This window comes from Cohnella cholangitidis (assembly GCF_014107495.1).
Taxonomy (GTDB): domain Bacteria; phylum Bacillota; class Bacilli; order Paenibacillales; family Paenibacillaceae; genus Cohnella; species Cohnella cholangitidis.
This window is the reverse complement of the sequence record NZ_CP041969.1, coordinates 632,809-649,055: the sequence shown is the minus strand read 5'-3', so window position 1 is coordinate 649,055 and position 16,247 is coordinate 632,809. Positions and strand designations below refer to the sequence as shown.

Sequence of the window (16,247 nt, the reverse complement as noted above, 5' to 3'; positions counted from 1 at the left end):
TTGGCCACGAGGAGTACATTTTCGTCAATTCAATCAAAAAAAGGTCCGTCGCTCGGGTAAACGAGCGCAGACCTTTTTATTATGAAATCGCAGTTTCTTCCATGATGACCTTCACGTTCGTCACGGAGCGGTCTTCCGGTCCTTTGACCGGCAACCCTACTTCCAGATGATCAACGATGTAGTCGATGTTTTCTTGCGAAATGATTTCGCCCGGGAGAAGGATCGGAATACCCGGAGGATAGACATAGATGAACTCGGCGATGATTCGTCCCGCGGATTCCTTGAAGGGAACCAGCTCGGTTTCGCCGTAGAAGGCATCCCTAGGCGTAAGGGCGAGATGCGGGATTTCCGGGATTTTGACGACGACCTCCGGAATTTCATTCGCATCCGCATGGTACGCATCCGACATAGCCTTCAGCGATTCCAGCAAGATGCCGATCGACTCTTCGTCATCGCCTGGCGTAATGAGACAAAGGATGTTGTACATATCGCTAAGCTCTACTTCCAGACGGTAATGCTCGCGCAGCCAATTTTCCGCGTCGTATCCGGTAATCCCCAAGTGGCGGACATGGATGGTCAGTTTTGTCGGGTCGTGATCGTACGTAGCTTCTTCGCCCAGCAGTTCATCCCCGAAGCTGTATAGTCCCGGAATTTGGTTGACCGCTTCACGGGCTTTTTTCGCAAGGCTCACCGTTCTTTCGGCTAGTTCTTTACCCCGAAGGGCTAACTGGCGCCGTGCCGTATCCAACGATGCGAGCAACGGGTAGGACGTGGAAGTCGTCATTAACAGGCTTAGAATCGTCTGTACGCGCTGCGGATTAACCAACCCCTTGCGGACGTTCAAGATCGAGCTTTGGGTCATGGACCCGCCAAGCTTATGAATGCTCGTTGCCGCCATGTCGGCACCGGCCTGCATGGCGGATAACGGCAGCTCATCGGAAAAATGGATTAAGGCGCCATGCGCTTCGTCGACGAGTACGGGAACATCGTATTCATGCACGAGATCGACGATTTCCTTCAGGTTGGCGCATACGCCGTAATAGGTAGGATTAATGATCAGAACCGCCGACGCGTCCGGATGGCGCTCGAGCGCTCTGCGTACCGATCTGGTCGTCACGCCGTGGTCGATCCCTAGGTTCGTATCGCGAACAGGGGATAGGAACACGGGGCGCGCGCCCGCGAAAATGATAGCGGACAGGATCGACTTGTGAACGTTGCGGGGAACGATGATTTTGTCGCCGTTGCCGCACACGGACAAGATCATGGTCATGATCGCGGTACTCGTGCCTGCACGGAGAAATACGTGGCATCCGCGCCGAAGGCATCCGCGGCCAACCGCTGCGCTTCGAGAATGACGCCGATCGGTTGGTGCAAGTCGTCAAGCGGAGCTATGTTGATCAAGTCGATGTCGAGAATGTTTTGTCCAATATAATTACGATATTCGGGATCCATTCCCGAACCTTTTTTATGTCCGGGAATGTGAAATTGCACCGGATTCTGCTTCGCGTGGGAACGCAGCGCGTCGAATAACGGGGTACGGTTATGATCCAAGAGAAGTTCCCTGCCTTTCTCAAACGTGCATCGAATAGGGTCGAATGCTTATAGCAAACAAGCATGAGTATAACAAAAATAGAGGGGAAATCAACCGCTGTCTGTTCAAAGCGAATGTTGTCACCAAAACGTCAACGATCAAATTTGGAACACGTCGTTCGATATGCTACCATTTAGAGTAGATTAATGAAGCGAATCGTACTCGTTATCGAACCAAACAGAGGAGAGAGAAATTTCTGTGAAAAGCAAATTAGCTATCGTAGGACTTATGCTCTTTACGATTTTTATCGGTTTCGGCATTATTATACCGGTATTGCCCGAATTGGTGACGGAAGCAAGCCGGCAATCGGCGAATTGGCATACGGGCGCCATGCTTGCGGTTTATTCTTTAATGTCGTTCCTGCTTAGCCCGGTGTGGGGAGGCCTATCCGAAAGAATCGGCAGACGCCCCGTTATTATGACGGGCGTGCTAGGCTTCGCGATCAGTTTCTTGTTGTTCGGTCTGTCGGGAGATAACCTCGTCATTATGTATGCCTCTCGAATATTAGGAGGATTGTTCTCCGGAGCGGTCGTATCCTGTATCGTTGCCTACGTCGCGGATATCACGACCGAGGAGGAGCGCACGAAAGGGATGGCGGTCGTCGGAATGAGCATCGGGCTCGGATTTACATTCGGTCCGGGTTTTGGCGGTTTCCTGAGCGAAATCACGCATCATACGCCATTCTACGCGGCTGCCGCGTTGTCGTTTATCGTTTTCGTCGTCGCATGGATCAAGCTGCCGGAATCGTTGCCGCCCGAACGCAGAGCGTCCGGAGAGCAAGGCAAGCGCGTTTCCCGTTGGACCGCGTTCCAAGGGCCGCTTAAATTTTTATACGTGCTAGCTTTCTTCGTTACGTTTTCTTTGGCCATCTTGGAAGCGACGCTTCAATTGTTCGGAATGGAGAAGTTCGGGGTTACGCCTTTGCAAGTAGGCATGATGTTCTTCTTCTGCGGATTAGCCGGAGCGCTCGTGCAGGGCGGCATCGTCCGTCGCCGGGTGAAGCGGGGGCAAGAGGGGCAGTACATCGCCATCGGCTTGATTATTTCCGCGGCAGGATTTTTCCTGCTGTTAACGGCGAATAGTTGGGGCTTGGCTACGGTGTATTTGTGCATCTTCGGTATCGGCAACTCGTTAATCAAACCGTGCGTTACTTCTCTTATTACCCAGAAAACGACGGTCGGACAAGGGATCGCCTCCGGACTCAGTTCTTCGATGGATAGTTTGGGACGAATCGTCGGACCGTTGCTTGGAGCTGCTTTGCTGGGAGCGACGTCATGGCTGCCGTTCGTCGTATCCGGGGTACTCTCGATCGCGGCGCTCGGTTTGCTGGCGCAATTCCGTTCCCAGGATCGTCGGCAGGTTCAAGCCTGATTCACCCAATCACGATAATAGTTCGTACGCTTTATGAAGCCGGAGGCAGACGCCTCCGGTTTTTTTTGTATGGGAAAATGACTTTCGTCACTTGCGAATGATGACTCGATACACCTTCAATCGGCGATTACGGAAGTTACAATAACATCATGAAGCGTTAGTGAATGAGATCCGATTTCGTTCATCAATTTTGCCTATAGTCGCAATTGGGAGGAAGGAGCAGATGTTCCAGATGTATCTAAGATCAGACTTTAGTCTAGGTTGAAGTCCGGTCTCTGGTCGTTTCTCGCGTTAAGGGAATTTCCATTATGCTGAAAGAAAACGTGGAGTGGAAGGGGAAAAAACGAAGTGAAAAGTTTAATTAAAGGTGCATTCCGCAATAAAGCGGCGATGATCATCATCGTCATCATGGTATTGGCCATGGGAATTCTCAGCTATACCAAACTGCCTATGGAATTTCTGCCCGAGGCGGATAATCCTCAAGTGACGGTGTCCGTCATCGGGCCGGGGTACGACGCCTCCTCGATGGACAGAACGGTAACAGGTCCGCTAGAGGCATCCCTGTCCGCGATCAAAGGAAAGACGAACGTATTCTCGTCCTCCGGGGACGGGTTCTCCCAAGTGAATCTGAATTTCGATTCCAACACGAACATGAAGGAAGCGAAGCTGGAGGTCGAGAAAGCGGTAAACGCGGTTAAGCTGCCTGCTAACGTATCGCCTCCGTATGTCGTGCAATTCAATACGTCGATGATTCCGATCTCGTTCGTGACGCTTACTTTCGCCGACGGCGTGAGCGATGCCCAGAAAGAGGTTCTGGAGCAGCAGGTGTTAGATGAGTTCAGAGCGATCGACGGCGTCGGCACCGTGCAATTATCGGGTAAGTCGCAGCCTAAGGTAAGCATCGTCCCGGATCTTGCAAAGCTGACGGAGAAAGGCGTACCGTTGCAATCGCTGTACGGAGTCCTTCAAGGACGCGACGCCTCCGCATCCATCGGCGAGAGTACGTTGGACGGCCAGACCGTGAACTTGAACGTGTCCGCGAGCATCCAAGACGTGGAGACGCTGAAACGTCTTCCGATCGCTCCCGGCGTCAAGCTCGGAGACGTAGCGACGGTAACGTTCGACGATGCGAAGGAAAGCTTGTTCCGAATCGACGGAAAAGACGCATTGGAATATGTCATATCCAAAGGTCCGAATTCCAACGCGGTTCACGTCGGCAACGAAGTAGACAAAATCATCGAAAAGTACAACGAAGAAAACAAGTCCGTAAATATGAAAGTGTTCATCAGTACATCCGAGCAGGTAGTACACTCCGTGAACAGCATGATGAGAGAAGTACTTATCGGCGCTCTATTCGCGACAATCGTTATTCTCATCTTCATGCGCAACGTACGCGCTACTCTCGTAACGATCGTATCGATACCGTTGTCGTTGGGAATGACCTTGTATTTGCTCGATCTATCCGGGATTACGCTTAACATTCTGACGCTCGGCGGAGTTGCCGTTGCCGTCGGACGGTTGGTAGACGACAGCATCGTCGTTATCGAGAACATTTTCCGCAGGCTGCAGAAGGAGAAATTCTCCGTTGAGCTCGTCATTGACGCAACGAGCGAGGTAGCCAGGGCGATCACGGCTTCCACGTTAACGACGGTAGCGGTATTCTTGCCGATGAGCTTGCTAAGAGGCGGCCTGCAATCGTTCTTGCTTCCTTTCGCCTTAACGATGACGTATTCCCTGTTGTCCTCGTTGCTCGTCGCTTTGACTGTCGTCCCGTTAATGAGCGCGGGCTTGCTCAAAAACTCGACGATCAAAGAACATCAGCCTTCCAAACGTTTCGTTCGTTTCGTGGAATGGAACTTGCGTTACAAATGGATATCCATTCTTGTTGCGATCGTGTTGCTATTCGGTTCTATCGGAACTTACGTTGCCATGCCTAAAGGCGCAATTGATTCTTCGAGCGCGGAAAACTTAAACGTGTCGCTGGAATACAAACCGGATACGCCGGTTGCCCAAGTGCTCGAGAACGGCCATAAGCTAGAAACTTACTTGATGAACCGCGAAGAAGTGGAATTCGTTACGATGATGAACGGGAACAGCTCCGACGGAGCCAAGTACGGTTCCGTATCTTCCCCGACATTGGTTTCTTATATGCTGAAAATGAAAGAAGGCGCGGACGCGGAGAAAGTGATCGAAGCCGTGAAAGCCGAGAGCGCGAACTATCCGGGCGCCGAGCTTAATTCGGGTACGGGCAACTTCTTGTCCAGCGGAAGCTCGACTCAGGTTATCATCGATATTACGGGCAGCAACCTGGATGAAATCGGCAAGACGGCGGACGAAGTCATTGCCAAAATCAAGCCGATCAAGGACGTTCTTAAAGTCGAAAGCAATCAACAGGAAAGAAAAACCGTCTATACGTTGGAAGTCAATCCGACGGAAGCGAAAGCCGCCGATATCGCCATGCAGCTTCAAGGCATGCTGAACCCGGTTCCGGTAGGCGCGATCACGGTTGACGGCCAATCGATCCAGGTCATGCTGGAATCCGTATTGAAGCCGAAATCCGAAAACGAATTGTCATCGTTAACCGTCATGACGGACGCGGGACCTAAACCGGTCTCCAGCGTGGCGAAATGGGTGAAGGCGGAGCAAGCGACGACGTTCTACCATAAGGACGGCAAAAACTACGTCCGCGTAACCGCTTCGGTCGAACCGTCTCAATTGTCCAAAGTCGGAGCCGAGATCAAGAAACAAGTAAAAGACGTACAAACTCCCGAAGGAATTAAGTTGAACGTAGGCGGAGCATCCGCGGACCAATCGGCTGACATCATGAGCCTCTTCATGATGGTGCTCGTATCCATCGGAATCGTATACTTGATCATGGTATTTACGTTCAAGACGTTGAGAGCGCCGCTGGCGATTATTAGTTCCATCGCATTCATTCCGATCGGAGCCGTGCTAGGATTGATCGTAACCGGCATTACGCCAGACTTTACCGCGATCTTCGGGGTTGTCATGTTAGTGGGTATCGTCGTTACGAATGCGATCGTCTTGATCGACCGCGTTAAGCACAACGAAACGGATAAACAAATGCCTATTCGTCAAGCTCTGTTGGAAGCGGCAGGCATTCGGATGCGCCCGATTCTTATGACGGCTATCGCTACCGTCGGCGCGATGTTGCCGTTAGTATTCGGCTCGTCGGAAAGCGGCAGCATCGTTTCCCAAAGCCTTGCCATCGTCGTCATCGGCGGGTTGGTCGTCTCGACGCTGTTAACGCTCATTATCGTACCTTGCATCTATGAGCTTCTGTACTTCCGCAAGTCCGCGAAGCAGCGCAGAACCGCTGCCGCGAATAACGAGATCGCCGCATAAGATCATTTACGACAACTGCCGGGACGTTTCGTCTCGGCAGTTGTTTTGTTGCGCAGGCGAAAAGGATTGACGGTGCTTAATTTATGCTGATATGATATTTATTGTAAGGAAACCGGTTTCCTTCTATTTTGTTCACAGCGTATACATTATAGGAGGAATGAATGATGAAGAACGGGCTTCGTTTTCTTTATGCTGCAATGTTTGTTTTTCTCGTATCCATGACGGTCGCTGTCGTAGCTTATGCGGCACCGGCTCGCGAAGGAGTACAGGACTTCAGCCAACCGACGGGGCAGAAGTTCCAAGGCTCATTGAAAGGCGACGAATGGTTGAATTGGGTCGAAACCGACCAAGGAGACATCGTCGTAAGAGACAAGCAGGGGTATTGGAACTATGCGGAGGCGGCGTCCGATCGCTTGCAGCCGAGCGGAAAGAAGGTAAAGATAGACCTCAAACCGCAGCATGCGATGACAGGGAAGGAAATGAAGGAGAAAGGCCCCAAGCTTCATGAGCAGGCGCGGAAGAGCGGCGACGCGAACTTTCAGTCATCGCCAAACGGTAACGGAATAATAGATTACGGCCAGTTAATAGCGGAAAGCCCGCAATTAGGCGGAGCGGCTGCTCCGATGACGGGAACGCACAAGATTCTCGTCCTGCTGGTCCAATTCAATAATATCAACATTCAATACTCGGACGCGGAATGGAATAATACCTTTTTCAATACGACGGGAAAGACGGTAAGAAATTATTACCGCGAGGTTTCGAACAACCGGCTCGATCTCGTGCCGGCTGCGGAAACGTCGGGAACACCTAATGACGGCATCATTAAAGTTTCTTTGAATATTCCTCATACGGCGGGATCCCAAACCGTAAAAGACGCTTTGACCGCAGCGGATCCCTATATTAATTATGCCGCTTTCGATACGGACGGCAATGGCGCGATCAGCAACGACGAGCTCCACGTAGTCACGATATTGGCAGGTTATGAAAATAGTTACACCAGCACGCAACCTGGCGTGTGGGGACACAAGAACAATCTTATCGGATCCGATGTTCCTATCTTGGACGGGAAAAGACTCTGCGATTACTATAATGGCGGAGGGTACACGCAGCAAGGGGAGAAACATGACCAACATCGGGCGACGATTGGGATTCTTGCGCATGAACTCGGCCATATGCTCGGACTGCCGGATTTGTACGATACCGACTACAGTACTTCGGGCGTCGGAATTCATAGCTTGATGGGGTTGGGTAGCTGGGGAAGTCTTGCGAATGAATTTTTGGGAGCTACACCCGTACATCTTGATGCTTGGAGCAAAGCCACCCTCGGTTTCGTTGATCCGATTATCGCGAATTCAAGCACCGCTGCGGCTTATTCCTTAAAGTCGCATTCGACGGGTGCTTATAACGTCGTCAAGCTGCCGACTTCGGATCCGAACCAATATTTTCTGCTTGAAAACCGCCAATTGGAAGGGTATGACGCTAGTTTGAACGTCGCAAGCGGAGGCATCGCGATTTGGCATATTGATGAATCTATCGGGACAAATTCGGATGAACGTCGCCGGAAGGTAGATTTGGAAGCCGCATCGGACTATTATGCGGCTTATTACCGAACGGGCTTCTTAACGGAATTCAGCCCGACGACGACGCCGAACAGCAACCGATACTTCGGGTACTACGATCAACGACTGAGCGGGATCAACGTCTCCGTGACAAGCGCTAGCGCGCCTACAATGACCTTGAACGCTTACGGAGATTATACTTCACCTTCGACTCCGGATGGTTTGGTCTCCACCTACGCGGTGATGAGCGCGGTAGGCCTGACATGGAATCCGGCTACGGATAATGCCGGAATCGATTATTATATCGTAAACAGGGACGGGCTTAAATTCGATACGACGACTTCGACCAAGTATAAAATCGGGGCATCTGCAAGCACGACCTACGCTTATACGGTTCAAGCCGTCGACAAGACCGGGAATATTTCGACGCCAAGCGCTCCGTTAACCTTGACGACTCCGGCGACGAACAGCGTGACGATCTACTACAAAAGGGGCTTCGCCAACCCTCAAATTCAGTATCAGATCGATTTGGGTCCATGGAACGCGGCGCCGATGCAACAATCGGAATATCCGGGATACAGCAAAATAACGATTCCTAACGGTACGAGCTATTCGGGAATCGTCGTTGCTTTCAACGACGGAAACGGGACGGTCGACAACAACGACGGCCGAAATTATTATTTCATGCCGGGGGTCAACACGTTTAAAGCCGGGCAAATCACCGAAGATTTCCCCGTAATCGATACCCAACCGCCAACGGTGCCGACAGGACTCGTTACGACGGGCAAGACGGATACGAGCGTCAGCTTGTCTTGGACGGCTTCAACGGACAATGTCGGCGTTACGGGCTATAACATCGTGAGAGACGGTACGACTATCGCTACGACTGCAGCGACGGCCTATACGGTTGCCGGATTATCGGCCAATACGGCTTATACGTTCGCCGTCGTTGCCAAAGATGCGGAAGGCAATGTTTCGCCTTCCAGCAATCCCGTGACGGTGACGACGAATACGGCCGGCAACGAAGTCACGATATACTACAAGCGCGGATTCGCGACGCCTTATATTCACTACCGTCCGGCAGGGGGGACGTGGACGACCTCGCCGGGAGTACCGATCCCGGCGTCGGAATACGCAGCGTACAACAAAATCACGATCAACATAGGTACCGCTACCCAACTCGAGGCGTGCTTCAATAACGGAAGCGGAACTTGGGATAGCAATAACCAGCAGAACTATTTGTTCGGAGCCGGCACTTGGACGTATACGCCGACAGGCATTATCCAATCAGGAGCTCCGATCGTGGACACGCAAGCGCCAACCGTTCCGACGAACGTGGAGACGCAAACGGTCTTGGCGACGTCGATCAGCATCTCTTGGGGCGCTTCGACGGACAACGTCGGCGTAACGGGGTACGAGGTATTCCGAAACGGAACGCTTGTCGGAACGGCGACCGGGACGACGTTCACGGATACGGGCCTTACCCCCAACACGACTTACTCGTATACCGTGAAGGGGGTCGACGCGGCGGGAAACCGTTCGGCGGAAAGCTCCGCCGCGACAGCTATCACTTTGGCCGGCAACGCTCTGACGATTTATTACAAAAATAACGCCTACACGAACTCGTACATTCATTACAAATTGGATGGATCGACCACATGGACGACGGTTCCCGGCACGCAGTTGCAGGCTTCGAACTATCCGGGATACAACGTCGTTTCGATTCAGCTTGGCTCCGCGACGGGTTTAACGGCGGCATTCAATAACGGCAGCGGAACGTGGGACAATAACGGCGGGAACAATTATCATTTCGGGACCGGAACTTGGAGTTTGGTGAATGGAACAATCACCTCTGGACCGCCCCAAGCGGACAGCGTAACGTTCCGGGTAACGGTGCCGGCCGCTACGCCGCCGAGCGGACCCGTATACCTCACAGGTAATTTCAATAGTTGGAACGCCGCAGACTCCGCTTATCAATTAACGAAAGGAACGGACGGCGTCTATTCGATAACGCTCAGCATTCCCGGGGGAACGGCATTGGAATACAAATTTACTCGGGGCGCTTGGGCGTCGGTCGAAGCAAAGGGCAACGGAAGCGATATTACGAACCGGCTGTTGACGACTTCGGGAGGTTCTCAATCGGTCAATTTGACCGTTCAGCGTTGGAAGGATCAATAGATCGGCGTATTAGAGAAAAGCCGGGGACGGTTGTCCTCGGCTTTTCTCTGTCGCGAAAGGTTTATTTCATCATTAAGCAAAAGCCATTTTGTATAAGGGAAGCAAAGTGGCGAACGTTTCCTCCACCAGCGTCACGAAAGCGTCGCCGTTCGAGAGTACGGGATCGCCGCGTTGAACGTGAATTCCGCAAGTGAGCTCCGAAGCTTTGACCGACTTCAGTCGGTCGAATAATTCCGCCAACTGGTCATCGGTCAGCTCGCTATGTTTGAGGCCCGTCGGAACCATATGATCCTTGGACCATACGAATCCGGAAGGCACCGCGCGACGAATAGAACCAAGCTCGGCTAGCGCGCGTTCGGCGAAGACGTTCTTGTTGGGACACTCGTAGATGATGGCGAATTGAATGAACACGTGCGTAGACCAGAGGCCGACTTGGAAGTGGGGATGCGCTTTGTATCCGCGTTTGTTGTTGGCGAACGCCACCCAAGAGTCATTTGGCGCATTGACTGTTCTGCGGGCATGTTTGGCCACGTGGGTGAACATCTCTTCTCCGCACAGTTGCTCTAGAGACTCGCTAATCCGCTCTCCGAGCAGATGAAATTTTGGTCTTACGCGGTCGATTAAGGCTTCCATCCGAGACTCTAATCCGTCAATCTCGAACACTTCGAAATCCCGGTTATCGAATCCGGTAAAATTAGCGACTGCTGATGTGCTCATATTACGATCTCCTTGCTGTCACGATGTATTTATTTTTTTAAATAAAAGATGGCGATTTGCGTTCGGTCGCGAAGCCCTAGCTTGCTTAAGATTTCGGAAATATAGTTTTTTACCGTGCCTTCGCTTAGGAATAACGCCCCGGCGATTTCTTTGTTGGATTTGCCGTCCGCGATATGGCGAACGATATCCTGTTCCGCGGGGGTTAAGCCCGTACCGCTTAAATCCTTCCCCGCGGAGACTCCGTCCGCTCCGTTATCATGCGTTTGCGGCTCGTCACGAGAGTTTAACATGCCGGCCAGCTTGCGGGCAATGTCCGGATGGATAAGATGATTGCCTTCGTGCACCGATTTAATTCCGGAGATGATTCTCGCGGGAGGAACGTTCTTGAGCAAGTAGCCGTTTGCTCCGTTTCGAATAGCTTGAACGATATATTCATCATCGTCGAAGGTAGTCAGAATGAGGACGGATGGAGAGGGGTCCAACGTCTTGATCAGACGGGTACCCTCGACCCCGTCGCATTCGGGCATTCGGATATCCATGAGGACGATTTGCGTTTCCGGATGAAGCTTGACGAACCGATAGCCTTCTTCGCCGTTTCCGCAAGTCCCGATCACTTGCAATTCCGGATCAAGATCAAGGATCAGCTTCAAGCTCTCGCGAATAAAGGGATCATCGTCTACGATTAGAACTTGTATCATGCATTTATTCTCCTTCCGCGTGTTGGCTTGATTCTAGGACGGGCACGATCGTTGATAGAACGAAGCCGCGTTCAAGCGAGACTTGGAGCCGACCGCCGATGACCGCAACCCTTTCTTTCATTCCTTTTAATCCGAGCCCGTCGGATACGGATTCGGGAATCGTTCCGTTATTCGTGATGTTCATGGTCACTTCGGCTTCCGAGAAATCGAGCGTAATTTCGACGACGGTGGCGCCGCCATGCCTGACCGCGTTCGTAATCGCTTCTTGCGCGTTTCTGTACAACACGAACTCGATACTGGGATATAACGGAAAAGGCTTGCCCTTCAGCTCGAAATTAACCTTGATCTGCAAGTCCCGAGCTGCGTCTTCGATAAGGCGATGAAGCCCGTATTGCCTTACGTTATGCTCTTCGACGGGCTGAAGCTTGCGGACGGTGTAACGCATGTTGTTCATGCTCTCTTCCAGTTGCCCGCGAACTTGTTCTACCATTTGGATAGCCTGCCGCGGGTTGTGCTCCATAATCTGCAAAGCCGCTTCCGTCATCATCTTCACCCGAATGAGCCGATGTCCCAGATCGTCATGCAGCTCGGTCGCGATCCGCCCGCGCTCTTGGACCTGGGCGTAGCTCTCGACCTTGCGGGCATGTTCCACGGCCCTCGTACGTTCTTGCTCCAACTGGTCTTGGTAATCGGACAACGATTCGACTTTGCGCTCAAGCTGATCTTTAATTCGGTTCATGGCGAACATTGCGCTGAGAAGAAGCGTGAATCCTACCCAAATGAGATTTAAGGTCCAGATCGTATGCGCGCCTTCCGAGTAGGCAACGTAATTCATGACGATACCGCACAGAAGCGCCATTGCGGTTATCTCGATCGGTTTGCGAAGGAAGAGATAGGTAGAGACCAGCCCTGAGAACATAAGGAAATAAAGAATTCCGCCGTATGTATAATACAGCCAACCGAATCCGAGCAACTGAACGGGCAACAGCAAATAGGCGATTCTCGGGACGACAGCCGTTACTCTCACGATCAGCAGCGCCAGTAAAATATAGCCGACATACTCGGCCGGCGAAGCAATGCGGGTAACGTAGACCGTAGCGATCGCGGGCAGAACGATTAACAAGTGTTGAAGCCATATAAGCAGCGACCGCATGAAGGCGCTCCTTCCGATTTGTGCATAAGGAATATTATAGCACTGAAAAAATGACTTTTGTCACCTTCGTCCAATCAAATGTGATGACAAAGAGTACGTGCAGAAGTTGGCTTCCGTCGATTAGAATACAATTAACGAGATCGGGAGGGGTATCGGCCATGGCGTTGGTGCAATTCAGAGGGGTCGTCAAGAAATACGAGACTCATATAAGCGTAAATCACTTGAACCTAAATATTGAACAAGGCGAAATCTTCGGGTTGCTTGGCCCCAACGGCGCGGGTAAAAGCACGACGATTCACCTGCTCGCCGGTTTGCTGTCGTTGGATTCCGGAGAAATCACGCTGGACGGGTATTCCGCGGCCAAGAATCCTCTTGAGGTGAAAAGCCGAATCGGGCTGGTGCCCCAGGAGCTAGCGATCTACGAAATGTTATCGGCGCGGGAGAACGTGACCTTCTTCGGCAGGTTATTCGGATTAAAAGGCGGTTTGCTGAAAGAGCGGGTCGAAGAGGCGTTAACGTTCACGGGATTAAACCATTACGCGAAGGATAAACCGAGCACGTTTTCCGGCGGAATGAAACGCAGGCTGAATATCGCGTGCGCAATCATGCACCGGCCGAAGCTCATCATTATGGACGAGCCGACGGTCGGCATCGATCCGCAATCCCGGAATCACATTCTCGAATCCGTCAAACAATTGAACGCTATGGGATCGACGATTATTTATACGAGTCATTACATGGAAGAAGTAGAAGCGATCAGCACGAAGATCGGGATTATGGATCAGGGCAAGCTTGTCGCGCACGGAACGAAAGACGAGCTCATCCAGCAAGCCGGTCTTCAAGAGAGGCTGCTTCTGCAGACGAACAAGCTGACGGACGGGGCGGCCGAGGAAATTCGCAAGCATCCCCGGGTAACCTCTTTCCAACGTAGAGAAGACTCGCAGCTTGAGCTTGTGCTTCAACAGTCTCAAACCTATCTCCAGGACATTTTGTTCGTTCTGGGCAAGCACGATTTAAAGTTGCAAAAATTAACGCGGGTAGAGCCGGATCTGGAGAGCTTGTTCCTCACGTTGACGGGACGTACATTGCGGGACGGAGTTTAATCATCCGACATCTATGAAAGTGGGGAATACCCGTGAGATTGGTTTTATTGATGGCTTGGAACGAAGTCGTGCTCTTGTTTCGGATCCGTACCGTCATCCTCATGCTGCTGGGACTTCCGCTGTTGTTTATTTTTATATTGGGAACCGTGTTGGAAAGCGATCGGAAGCCGGTCGGCTTGTCCGTATACGCAGGGGGGGCGGATGCGGTAAGGGAGGCGGCGAAAACGTACTTTGCTTCGGCAACGGCAACAGACCACGTGAACGTTCGGTTTCGGGACAAAGAAGGCGACGTAGTCGAGGACATGCGTCAGGAAAAGTCGGATTTCGGCGTGGTCCTCTCAGACGAAGCGGTTCGGTATTATTCCGGCAAGTTCATCGAGCGTAATCTGATCGCCGAATCGGTCGTGAACCGATTTGTCTCGGAAATGAAGCTTAGGACGTCCGCCGCTAACTTGCTGCCCGAACTATCCGATGAGCAGTTGAACAAAAGCCTTACGTCGGATGATTCCCGCGAGCTTGTGCGAATCGGGAATTTGGTAACGAGGGACAAAGCCGATTTCAACAATTTCTCGGCCATGCAATATTTCTCCGTCGCTTATTTGATCATGTTCCTTCTATACTCCGGAATGTCGGCGGCGATCGCCCTTTCCGAGGAGAGAAGAAAAGGAACGCTTCTCCGTTTGTATTCGATGCCCGTTCCTCTGAGCGCCATTTTGTTCGGCAAGCTGCTCGGGGTAATCTTTTTTGCCTTCATTCAGACAAGTATAATCGTCATTTTTACGAAAATCGTGTACGGAGTGGATTGGGGTTCGAATTACGCGGGAATCGCCGCCGTGTGCGCGCTAGTATCGATAGCTACCGTGTGCTTCTCGGTCATCCTTTCCTCCTTCGTTCGCAACCGCAGGGCGATCGAGACGATATTCGGCGTTCTGATTACGAGCATGACTTTCTTGAGCGGCGGAATGATCGTGGAATTGAGCCCGGTCGTTAAGGAGATCGGCAAGTTTACGTTAAACCATTGGGCAAACGAAGCCGTTCGTACGATGATGGCAGGAGGAACTTTGCTGGATAGCTTGCAGGAAATCGGTATTTTGAGCGCGATTGCGGCGGTTCTTCTGGTTTTGTCTATCTTTAGATTTCGGAAGGCGGTGGAGCTTGCATGAACAGTTTCATTATTGCCAAGCTCAACGTTCGCAGAACGATAGGCAGCCGTAAAGGCTTTATATCCTTAGTGCTGCTGCCGGTTCTGGTCGTTTCGGTTATCATTGGCCTGTTCGGGCAGACCTCGGACGAGATCGTTCCGCTCGCCGTCAAGAACGAGGATGGAAATTGGCTAAGCGACGAGGTCGTTGCTTCCGTGCTCGCTGTCGAGACTTACCGGGTCAGCGAACCTAAAGGGGACCTGGAGCAATTGAAACAGGAAGCCTACGAGGGCAAATGGGGGGCGGTCATCTACATCCCGCCTGGATTTACGGATAAGCTGCTCCGTAACGAATCCGCGAGCGTCCAGCTTTTCCGCAAGAACGAACAGATGTGGAACGTGTCCCTCGGCATGACGATAACGGAAACAACGGAACGCATTGCCCGTAACATACGTCTGGCTGCGCTTGCTAACCCCGAGCCCTCGAGGCAGGCAGAGCTCGTTCGGGAATTGCTTAAGCAGCAACGGGACAACGGTCCAATCATTGCGAAGGAACATCTCGTAAAGCGCTTCAGCAACACGTTTGTCCTCGTGATCGGACTCATGCTCATGTTCGTCATGATGATGGTCAACCAATCCATCCATGGCGTAATGGAGGACCGCGGAAACCGGACGATGCTCCGGATTTATTCCGCTCCCGTAAGGACATGGGAAATTGCTTTGGGTAATTTTCTAGGCTGCATGACGCTCGGAACTTTGCAACTGTTGGCGATCTTAATCTTATCCCGCTACATAATCGGATTCGACATCGGAATCCCCTTCGGCAAACTTCTCGTCATCATGGAGTTTTTCCTGCTGGCAGCCGTCGGCATCTCTACGGCAGCCGCCGGGATCATCAAAAATTATGCGCAATTAAGCAGTATCAATAACCTGATCGTTATTCCGACATGCATGATCTCCGGTTGCTTCTGGCCGGTGTCGCTGATGCCCGATTTCATGCAGAAGCTATCGAACTTCATGCCGCAGAGATGGGCTATCGTCGCCCTTGAGGAAGTATCTTCCGGCGCGGCCCTTTCGGAGGTTGCGCTGCACATCGGAATTCTGCTCTTGTTCGGGATCGTGCTGTTAGCCTACGGAGCAGCCGTGCTGAAGCCCGCCCAAAACTAAAATCGATAACGAAATAAAACAAGGGACTTGCCCTCAGTCATGAAATGACTTTTGGGACAGTCCCTTGACTGCGTAAAAAAATAGGAAGGAAAATAGTCAAGAAACCAAGTTGCCATAACATAAGATGGAGTATAAGATAGAAGTAAGCCACAATATTCAGACAATTCGGTCAATATCTCAAACCATGCGATTAATGCAGGAGG

The 16,247-nt window shown here is 51.7% G+C and carries 9 protein-coding genes and 1 pseudogene; 6 read left to right on the top strand and 4 right to left on the bottom strand.

Features of this window, described 5'->3' with window-relative positions:
* Positions 1 to 79 precede the first annotated feature (79 nt).
* Positions 80 to 1,551: pseudogene (locus FPL14_RS03275) on the bottom strand (aminotransferase class I/II-fold pyridoxal phosphate-dependent enzyme).
* 238 nt (positions 1,552 to 1,789) lie between these two features.
* Here FPL14_RS03275 and FPL14_RS03270 point away from each other — a divergent pair.
* From FPL14_RS03270 to FPL14_RS03260, 3 genes are all read left to right on the top strand, one after another.
* Positions 1,790 to 2,962 carry an MFS transporter gene (locus FPL14_RS03270; RefSeq protein WP_182301685.1) on the top strand — a complete coding sequence of 391 codons (1,173 nt, stop codon included), beginning with the start codon at positions 1,790 to 1,792 and terminating at the stop codon, positions 2,960 to 2,962.
* Positions 2,963 to 3,310: 348 nt separating this feature from the next.
* Positions 3,311 to 6,328 (top strand): efflux RND transporter permease subunit, encoded by a 3,018-nt coding sequence (locus tag FPL14_RS03265; protein WP_182301684.1) that lies wholly within the window; start codon positions 3,311 to 3,313, stop codon positions 6,326 to 6,328.
* Between the two features lie 161 nt (positions 6,329 to 6,489).
* The gene (locus FPL14_RS03260) at positions 6,490 to 10,065 is read left to right on the top strand and encodes a M6 family metalloprotease domain-containing protein (protein ID WP_182301683.1); all 3,576 of its coding nucleotides are present in this window, start codon (positions 6,490 to 6,492) and stop codon (positions 10,063 to 10,065) included.
* A gap of 72 nt (positions 10,066 to 10,137) precedes the next feature.
* Here FPL14_RS03260 and FPL14_RS03255 read toward each other — a convergent pair whose 3' ends face one another.
* The 3 genes from FPL14_RS03255 to FPL14_RS03245 are packed head-to-tail and all read right to left on the bottom strand — an operon-like array spanning position 10,138 to position 12,633.
* Positions 10,138 to 10,782: a YktB family protein gene (locus tag FPL14_RS03255; RefSeq protein ID WP_182301682.1), complete on the bottom strand. Its 645-nt coding sequence runs from the start codon at positions 10,780 to 10,782 to the stop codon at positions 10,138 to 10,140.
* 29 nt (positions 10,783 to 10,811) lie between these two features.
* Positions 10,812 to 11,480 carry a response regulator gene (locus tag FPL14_RS03250; protein ID WP_182301681.1) on the bottom strand — a complete coding sequence of 223 codons (669 nt, stop codon included), beginning with the start codon at positions 11,478 to 11,480 and terminating at the stop codon, positions 10,812 to 10,814.
* A 4-nt stretch (positions 11,481 to 11,484) separates the two neighbouring features.
* Positions 11,485 to 12,633, bottom strand: coding sequence for a sensor histidine kinase (locus tag FPL14_RS03245; protein ID WP_182301680.1), 1,149 nt, complete (start codon positions 12,631 to 12,633; stop codon positions 11,485 to 11,487).
* A gap of 158 nt (positions 12,634 to 12,791) precedes the next feature.
* Here FPL14_RS03245 and FPL14_RS03240 point away from each other — a divergent pair, with 158 nt between their 5' ends.
* The 3 genes from FPL14_RS03240 to FPL14_RS03230 are packed head-to-tail and all read left to right on the top strand — an operon-like array spanning position 12,792 to position 16,044.
* Positions 12,792 to 13,736: an ABC transporter ATP-binding protein gene (locus tag FPL14_RS03240; RefSeq protein ID WP_182301679.1), complete on the top strand. Its 945-nt coding sequence runs from the start codon at positions 12,792 to 12,794 to the stop codon at positions 13,734 to 13,736.
* A 32-nt stretch (positions 13,737 to 13,768) separates the two neighbouring features.
* Positions 13,769 to 14,899: an ABC transporter permease gene (locus FPL14_RS03235; protein ID WP_182301678.1), complete on the top strand. Its 1,131-nt coding sequence runs from the start codon at positions 13,769 to 13,771 to the stop codon at positions 14,897 to 14,899.
* Complete coding sequence (locus FPL14_RS03230; protein WP_182301677.1) at positions 14,896 to 16,044, top strand: ABC transporter permease; 1,149 nt, start codon at positions 14,896 to 14,898, stop codon at positions 16,042 to 16,044. The genes FPL14_RS03235 and FPL14_RS03230 overlap by 4 nt, the downstream gene beginning before the upstream one ends.
* Positions 16,045 to 16,247: the final 203 nt, after the last annotated feature.